Here is a 7,037-nt window from a genome sequence, read left to right as displayed (position 1 = left end):
TCAGGTTGATAGGTTCGAGGTGGAAGTGCAGTAATGCATGCAGCTGACGAATACTAATCGGTCGAGGGCTTATCCTACGAACATTCGCTCGGATGTTCAACTTCGGATCAAAATCAGCTAAATAAGACCTTCGCAAAGGTTCGTATCCAGTTTTCAGGGTGTAATTAGAATAGATTAAGAAGCACCCCATCGTGGGTGCTTTTTTGGTTTGCAGAAGACGCACTTTAATTCATATCGCCAACATAGCAGAGTCGTGGTTTATGGCCTATAGCAACTTCAATTAATTGTGGAATTAATGTCTTCGGATAAAAAGGCAGATTCGCTAGTGCGTGAATCGGTATCCACTCTACTCCGATTTGGTCGGGATCTGGATTGGAGGGAGTTAAGGTGAGATTGCTGCCGGATTGGATACTGCATAAGAAGATTGGACTGACAATGTGGAGATTTCTATTCGTGCTGGCATTATCATGGTTGGCACCAATAAATTCTCGTAGAAACAGAAACTCGTCGACACTAACATTTATACCCGTCTCTTCGAACACCTCGCGGCGTACCGCTTGTGCTATCGTTTCGCCAAACTCTTGTTTGCCGCCGGGGAGGATATAAGACTCCTCGCCTGTTTCATGATCTCTTTTGTGGATTGTTAAAATGGTATCATTACTCAGAATAACAGCTTGTACCCCTACACTAATCTGCATCCGTTGTGTGCCTCCTTCGTGTTTAACTCCACACTTCCAACCGCTTATACACTTACTTCTACAGTTGACTTGGATAGCCTGCATACCATATGATTGAATTTATATGCAACAATGTGTATAAAAATTCAATTGGTTACAAGAAATAAGTTCAGACGCTCTGCAGTCCATTATCGAAATGGCGGTTGAGATTAAGAAGAATCCACAGCAATATAATAATGCTTGCAAAAGAAAAGGCCTTCTCATGTTATTTCAGAAGACATCGACTCGAACCAACTTATCCTTTCAGTCCGGCATGAATCAATTAGGAGGATATGCTGTGACGCTGGATTGGGACTCAAGTAATTTCAGCATATCTCCGATACAATATGAGGCCAGGTATGCATCTAGGAATTGCGATGTGATCATGGCGAGATTAAAGAACCATTCCGATCTGCTTGAATTAGCGAAGTACTCCCAAGTACCTGTAATTAACGGTTGCTGCGATAAATATCATCCTTGTCAGGCGTTGGCGGACTTGATGACGATATTTGAGATAGCAGGCACATACTCAGGTGTGACCGTTACCTATGTCGGCATACATAATAATGTAGCCAATTCGCTTGTAGCAGGATGTGTTTCTTTAGGTATCAAGCTACTGCTGGTGACACCTATTGTAAACGCCCCTTCGTGGGATGAAGAACTGATGCAGGCTGCCTATCAAAGTGGTCATGTAGAGAATGTGAGCAGCCTGTCGGATGCTGCATCTAGGTCTGATTTTGTATATACGGATACTTGGGTCGATATGGAGTTTTTCCAAGAGAGTCGGTATGAAGCGGAGAAGAATCGAAGAATCGAGCCAATGCTTCCTTTTCAGTTAAACAGGGAGAATCTTAGAGGGAACTCTCCTTATATTATGCATGATATGCCTATTCATCCCGGATTCGAGATTGAGGAAGAGCTAATCGAATCGGAGAAGTCTGTCATCTATCAACAAGCGGAGAATAGAATGCATGTTCAGAAGGCACTTCTGCTGTATTTACTCAATGAGTAATTTGATCACATAATAAAAGCCGCTACACAGCTGTGGTGCAAGCTAATGATAGCGGCTTTGCCTTGTGTTATAGATCCTGTGGTAATTCGGATGGTACCATTAGGCTGGTTACATCAATTCCGCGTTCATCGCGAAGCTTGAGATCACGAAGGAACTGAACAAACCCAGTCTCTGGTTTCCAGCCGAGCGCTTGCTCTGCTTCGGAGAGGTCGTGCTGCTCAACCGAACCCGGCAGGCTGATCGCATATTTCTCAATCAGCTGACGTGCACCTGGAACCTGCTCTTCGCACCAATCTGGGCCAAGCTGCCGGAAGTTGTTCACGACTTCCTCCGGCATGCCGTGATTGGTATGTACGATCGTGCAGAAAAGTCCGATTTCCCGATTTAGAGCGGCTTCCACTGATGCTACGGTAGCAGCAGCGACATCCCTGCGGTCGACGCCGTTGCGGAGCAAGCGTGAGCCAAACTCTAAGTAAGGCCGCGGAATGAATTCATGATAGCGAAGCATGGCGATCGAGGCGCCAGTCATTTCGTGATAAGCTTTGCACAAATCTTCTCCGATTACCTTAGAAACGCTATATACGGATCCCCAGCCATAGGCCATTGATGAAGCATATACGATAGATTGAATGCCTGCTTGCTTGCAAGCTTCCAAGACGTTGAACGTACCATCTACATTAACAGCGAAGATGGTTTCATCACTCACCGGAGGATTATGCGCGCAATGCCATGCGGCCAGATGAACGACAGCGTCCATTCCTTCCACCGCCCGGCGGACGTCTCCAACTGTTCTGCTGTCGCAGCGGATAAATTCCACATCGGCGAATTCTGCTGCCGGTGGCGGTGACACGTCTGCCATACGAACCGTATAACCCGCTTGAATAAGTGCTCTGCTAATCGCTTGCCCGCCATTGCCTGAAGCCCCGGTAACCAATACTTTCATTTTCGGGAATCCCTCGCTTTATAATTTGATTCTAGCATTATAGCATGAGTGTACCTTCTTTTACCTGGAACTTTAGTTCTGGAGTAGGGAGAAAAATGTTGCGAAAATAGATGGGTAAAGTTTACAAAGAAAGAAGGAATTATAAAGCGGACAGCGAACATATATTCGTAGTGGCCGACTCGTCATTGGATTTTCGAGTTTATATGGGAGTCGGCACAAAACTTGTTTGGAGTCACAGGAGGGCACTATGTCTATTCAAGACCAGCTTCCGGATGTACTAAGGAAGCAACTAACATCTGAACTGCTGTTCAGCGCGAAGACCGATCTGCTGCAGGATGGCCGCTTCGGAGAGCAATGGGTGGCTTTCACGGAGCAAGACATCGTGGTATGGCAGCAACAAGACAAGACGCTGCTGCTCAAGCAGCCGTTAGCAGAGCTGAAGGATGCACGGGCCGTCAGCGCGGTCGGTGGAGGTACACTGCTCGTTGACACGGGAAAAGGCCCGGTCGTGATCGCGCGTTATACAGCCGCGCAATCACCGGTATTCGGTTTTGCCGCTAAGCTGCTCGGCGCGATGGCGAAGAACGAAGAGCGGCCGGTGCTATCGGAGCGCGAGCTTCCTCGAAGCTGTCACAGCTGCGGCAATCCGCTATCGGAAGGGACGCAAATCTGCCAGATATGCACACACAATGGTAAAGTTGCAGTTCGGATGTTGAGCTACACCAAGCCATATAAGATGCAAATGGTAGCAGCCGCTTGTCTGCTAATTACAACAACACTCGTGGAATTGGTACCGCCGTACTTAACGAAAGTCATCATTGATGATGTGCTTGGCCCGAAAGATGTCGGCTCGACGCTGTTGTATGTCGTGCTTGGGCTTGGAGCGACGATGCTTCTTATGTCACTAATGCAAACCATTCGCAGCTTAATCGGTGTATGGGTTGGATCTAAGCTGATGGGTGACCTGCGTAAAGATGTCTACAACTCGCTCATGCGGCTCTCGCTTGCCTTCTTCGACCGCCGACAAACGTCGCAATTCATCGGCAGGGTTAACAATGATTCAGAGGCAATGCGACAGTTCATGACCGATGGTGTTGTGTTTATGTCCGCGGAGGGACTGCGGATCATTGCAATCTTCATCATTATGTTCGGACTCGATTGGCAGCTTACGTTGTATGCCATTCTGCCTGTACCGGTCATGGTCGCTGTATCGATGACCATCTGGCCGAAGATTGGACGGCGCTGGTACCAGCAATGGCGCTCGATCTTCCGGCTCAATACATTGGTCGGTGATTCCCTTCAAGGCATTCGGGTTGTGAAAGCATTCGGCAGAGAGCGGGATGAACTATCCCGTTATGCGGAAGCGAATGTCGAAGTCGTACGACGCAATATCCGCATGGAAGGTCTCTGGTCATTCATGTTTCCTGCCTTTGCCTTCATTGCCGGTATGGGTACGCTGCTGATCTGGTATAACGGCGGAATCAAAGTACTGCATGACAACATGCAGCTTGGTGTACTGATGGCGCTTATCGCTTACCTCGGAATGTTATTCGGTCCGCTGCAATGGATTAGTCAAATGATCAGTTGGGCGAGCAATGCCATGGCGGCTGCACACCGTGTATTCGAGATTATGGATACACCGCCGGATGTGCCTGACGTACGTAATCCTGCTGAGATTGGCGTTATAAATGGCGACGTCATATTCGAGAAAGTCACTTACGGCTACGAGAAACATCATCCGGTGCTCAAGGACGTCAATTTGCAGGTGAAAGCAGGCGAAATGATCGGTTTGGTCGGTCATTCCGGAGCGGGCAAGTCGACGTTTATCAACATGATTTGCCGGTTCTATGACACCGATGAGGGTGCCATTCTCATTGACGGTACGGATCTCCGCGATATTAGTCAGGTTGACCTGCGCAAGCAGATCGGCGTCGTTCTGCAGGAGACGTTTCTGTTTGACGGTACGATTGCAGAGAATATTGCCTATTCCAAACCAGACGCAACACCGCTTGAGATCATGCGAGCGGCGAAAATCGCCAATGCACATGACTTCATTGTTCGGCTGCCGGACGGTTATGATACTCGCGTAGGCGAGCGGGGCCATAAGCTCTCAGGCGGTGAGAAGCAGCGGGTTGCCATCGCACGCGCCATTATCCATGATCCGCGCATTCTTATTCTGGATGAAGCGACAGCATCGGTAGATACCGAGACAGAACGCCAAATTCAAGAAGCAATTTCGCGGCTGGTTAAAGGCCGAACGACATTCGCGATTGCGCACCGTTTGTCAACGCTTCGCAATGCGGATCGGCTTGTCGTACTGGATCGAGGCAAAATCGTGGAAGTCGGCACGCATGAGCAACTGCTCGAGAAAGAGGACGGCGCCTACAGGAAGCTCGTTGACGCACAGAAAGAGCTGTCCAAGATCAAGGGGGTTGAGGGCTGATGACTACCGAAGACAAGTATGATATTCGGCTTTTCTCGCCGGATGATGTATATTTCAGCCGCGGTCAAGGCGGCGTATTTCAAGGTATTGTTGAAGGCGTAACGTACGAAGAGCTTGAGGTATACCGTGCGTTTCCGTTTCTCTATACCTCGCAATATATTTCGATTCGAAATACGAAAGGCGAAGAGCTCGGGATCGTTACGGACATTAAAGAGCTCTATGAAGATAGCGCGAAAGAGCTTGAGAAGGAGCTGCAGCTGCGATATTTCATGCCGCGCGTGACTCGTGTTGAGAGCGTGAAGTTCAAGTCCGACCTCTGGATGTGGGAGCTGCAAACCCATCTAGGCGCAACCCGAATGGTCATGCGCAATTTGCATGAGCATATGCAATACCCCGGCGACGGTCGAGTCATTCTGACAGACATGAGCGGTAAGCGCTGTGAAATCACAGATTGGCGCGAGCTGGATGCACACAGCCGCAAACAGCTGGAAGAAGTGCTTTAATTGTTGCGAACGGTAGTATATCAAGAGTTGGGCAGATTACTTCTGCTCAACTCTTTTGTCTATTTTAAGTTGCAAATCCTGTACCGTACCGGTACTGTAAGTCGGTTGCAACGAGCTCCCGCAGCAGGTTTTCGCTGCTTCGCTCCAGGCGTAACTTGAACAGTTCGACTTTGTCCGGAGCTAATTTTTGCAATTCTGTGAATACTGCCTTGGACGTGTAAATTTTCGAGGAGCGGCTAATAGCATTCTCCAGACTTTCGTGCTCATCGAGTCCGATTATTTCCGGATTTAAGTGGGTAATACCGTCCTCGCGAACGCGCTGCTGCATCCACTCTCCTCCGGTCTTACTGAGGCAGATAAAGGATACTGCCGAATCACTTTGCAGCGTAGCTAATTCAAGTACGATAGAAGAATCGACCGTAACACCGACGACATGAACCTTTTTGTCCAGAGGAGACAGAATAGTTTTGACGCGATTCGCCTGATTCAAGCTGGTCACCCAAATATCGTTCGGGTGTGCCTCCTTGACCGTACGTGTTCCTTCCATTAAGTCCTCGAGGAAAATCGTACAGACTTCAAGCCCGGTCACCCGTTCAATTTCTTCTTGATAGAAAGAAAGATCATAGCTCTTGCTATCCACGAGCAGAATGCGCGCAGGTTCGGTCGGAAGACCGCTCTGCAGTAGACTATAACCCAATCCGGCCATAAAGAGTTCCTTCAAATCAAGTTTTTCTACCCGGGCTCTTTTGATGATGCCATCAAGCAGCCTTTTCATAGGTATACTTTTTTTTCGCAGCCTTACCGTCGCCGCGCCGTTAAGCACTTGTGTCCCTTTGCCTTTCTGCATGGAAACAAGGCCTTCGACTTTCAGCTGGTTATAAACCCCATTCACTGTATTCCGATTAAGCCCGAGCAAGTCGGCCAGTTGACTGGCAGCAGGCAATGTATCGCCAGGCTCTAACTGCCCCGTTCCAATCAGCCATTTGAGCTGCTCCTTAATTTGGGTATTAACCCCAAAATTCACTTGATGATTAACCGTAAAGCAAAAGCGATTTGAAATCATATGTGCACCCTCATTTACCTATATATCTATGCATAGTGCATAGGTCTCATTTTCTGAAAATGTAAAGATGTATAAATAGTAGTCAGCGATAAATTCTTCATGTTTCTGGCCATATACCCTCTAGTTTCTGTCGATACGACCACGACATCTTGGAGATTTACGAGAAAGAACGAAGTTTAAATGTATAGGCAAGTATGCATTACTTCCTATAATGGTTTGACTTCTTTACGTTAGGTTTATGCCACCTCCGAATCAAATCCTCAGTATACTGACGTAAACTTTCTTTAAAAAGTTATAGAAATAAATAAAAAGTTAAAAAAATAAATCAATTGACTCTTTCAATCGAGTAAATATATA

At 47.6% G+C, this 7,037-nt stretch carries 6 protein-coding genes; 3 read left to right on the top strand and 3 right to left on the bottom strand.

Features of this window, described 5'->3' with window-relative positions; all coding sequences use genetic code 11:
• Nucleotides 1–224: 224 nt before the first annotated feature.
• A complete protein-coding gene (locus AC506A_RS15475) occupies nucleotides 225–698 on the bottom strand; it encodes an NUDIX domain-containing protein (protein WP_495461877.1) in 474 nt (157 codons plus the stop codon).
• A 142-nt stretch (nucleotides 699–840) separates the two neighbouring features.
• On the opposite strand from AC506A_RS15475, the gene AC506A_RS15470 reads away from it, so the two are divergent.
• Nucleotides 841–1,728, top strand: a complete 888-nt coding sequence (locus AC506A_RS15470; protein ID WP_495461918.1) for a Rossmann-fold NAD(P)-binding domain-containing protein — start codon at nucleotides 841–843, stop codon at nucleotides 1,726–1,728.
• Between the two features lie 67 nt (nucleotides 1,729–1,795).
• On the opposite strand, the gene AC506A_RS15465 is transcribed toward AC506A_RS15470, so the two are convergent.
• Nucleotides 1,796–2,671, bottom strand: a complete 876-nt coding sequence (locus tag AC506A_RS15465) for an NAD-dependent epimerase/dehydratase family protein (protein ID WP_495461876.1) — start codon at nucleotides 2,669–2,671, stop codon at nucleotides 1,796–1,798.
• Between the two features lie 247 nt (nucleotides 2,672–2,918).
• Between AC506A_RS15465 and AC506A_RS15460 the strand changes: the two genes are divergently transcribed.
• Both AC506A_RS15460 and AC506A_RS15455 read left to right on the top strand, forming a co-directional pair.
• Nucleotides 2,919–5,114, top strand: coding sequence for an ABC transporter ATP-binding protein (locus AC506A_RS15460; RefSeq protein ID WP_495461875.1), 2,196 nt, complete (start codon nucleotides 2,919–2,921; stop codon nucleotides 5,112–5,114).
• Complete coding sequence (locus AC506A_RS15455; RefSeq protein ID WP_495461874.1) at nucleotides 5,114–5,617, top strand: DUF1854 domain-containing protein; 504 nt, start codon at nucleotides 5,114–5,116, stop codon at nucleotides 5,615–5,617. Before AC506A_RS15460 ends, AC506A_RS15455 begins: the two co-directional genes overlap by 1 nt.
• A 64-nt stretch (nucleotides 5,618–5,681) precedes the next feature.
• Here the strand turns inward: AC506A_RS15455 and AC506A_RS15450 are convergent, their stop codons facing one another.
• Nucleotides 5,682–6,680 (bottom strand): GntR family transcriptional regulator, encoded by a 999-nt coding sequence (locus tag AC506A_RS15450; RefSeq protein WP_495461873.1) that lies wholly within the window; start codon nucleotides 6,678–6,680, stop codon nucleotides 5,682–5,684.
• Nucleotides 6,681–7,037 lie beyond the last annotated feature (357 nt).

The organism is Paenibacillus sp. N22P23, from assembly GCF_059383735.1.
Note: the sequence above shows the minus strand (reverse complement) of the source record. Positions and strands in the feature narration are given on the sequence as shown.